Raw genomic sequence first — 609 nt, 5'->3', positions numbered from 1 at the left:
CGCGAATTGTAAAATTAAGTTAGAAAAATAAAAAGGCATTTATGGTACACTCAAATTGTATTTCCGACGAAAGAAAACAAAGGAGTGTAACCATAAATGACCTACAAACATCTTACCATAGACGAACTGACAATGATAGAATCATATTATCTTCAACATAATAAACCGGTTGAAATCGCTAACCGAATGGGACGTGCTATACAAACTATTTATAATGTAGTCAATAAGTTCAAGCAAGGCAAGACTGCTCTTGATTATTGGCACCAGTATAAAGAAAATAAGAAAAAATGTGGTAGAAAAGTCATTCAATTACCTGCTCATGAAGTAGATTACATTAAAGAGAAAGTCACTCTTGGTTGGACGCCTGACGTCATTATCGGGCGAAAAGAAAGGCCTGTTTCATGCGGTATGAGAACACTTTATCGTTTATTTTCTAAAGGGATATTTGATATTGACACACTACCGATGAAAGGTAAAAGAAAACCCAATGGCCATCAGGAAAAACGGGGAAAACAACAATATCAGCGCTCAATCCATGATCGACCTGATAATTATCCTGATTTCAATTCTGAGTTTGGTCACCTTGGAGGTGATACGATCGTTGGCATT

At 36.3% G+C, this 609-nt stretch carries 1 pseudogene; it reads left to right on the top strand.

The annotated features are described in order from the left end of the window. Positions 1 to 96: 96 nt before the first annotated feature. A pseudogene (locus HMPREF2810_RS12545) lies at positions 97 to 609 on the top strand (IS30-like element IS6770 family transposase); the annotation flags it as partial.

This window comes from Enterococcus sp. HMSC078F03 (genome assembly GCF_001811595.1).
Classification (GTDB): domain Bacteria; phylum Bacillota; class Bacilli; order Lactobacillales; family Enterococcaceae; genus Enterococcus; species Enterococcus faecalis.
This window is presented reverse-complemented; position numbering and strand designations above follow the sequence as displayed.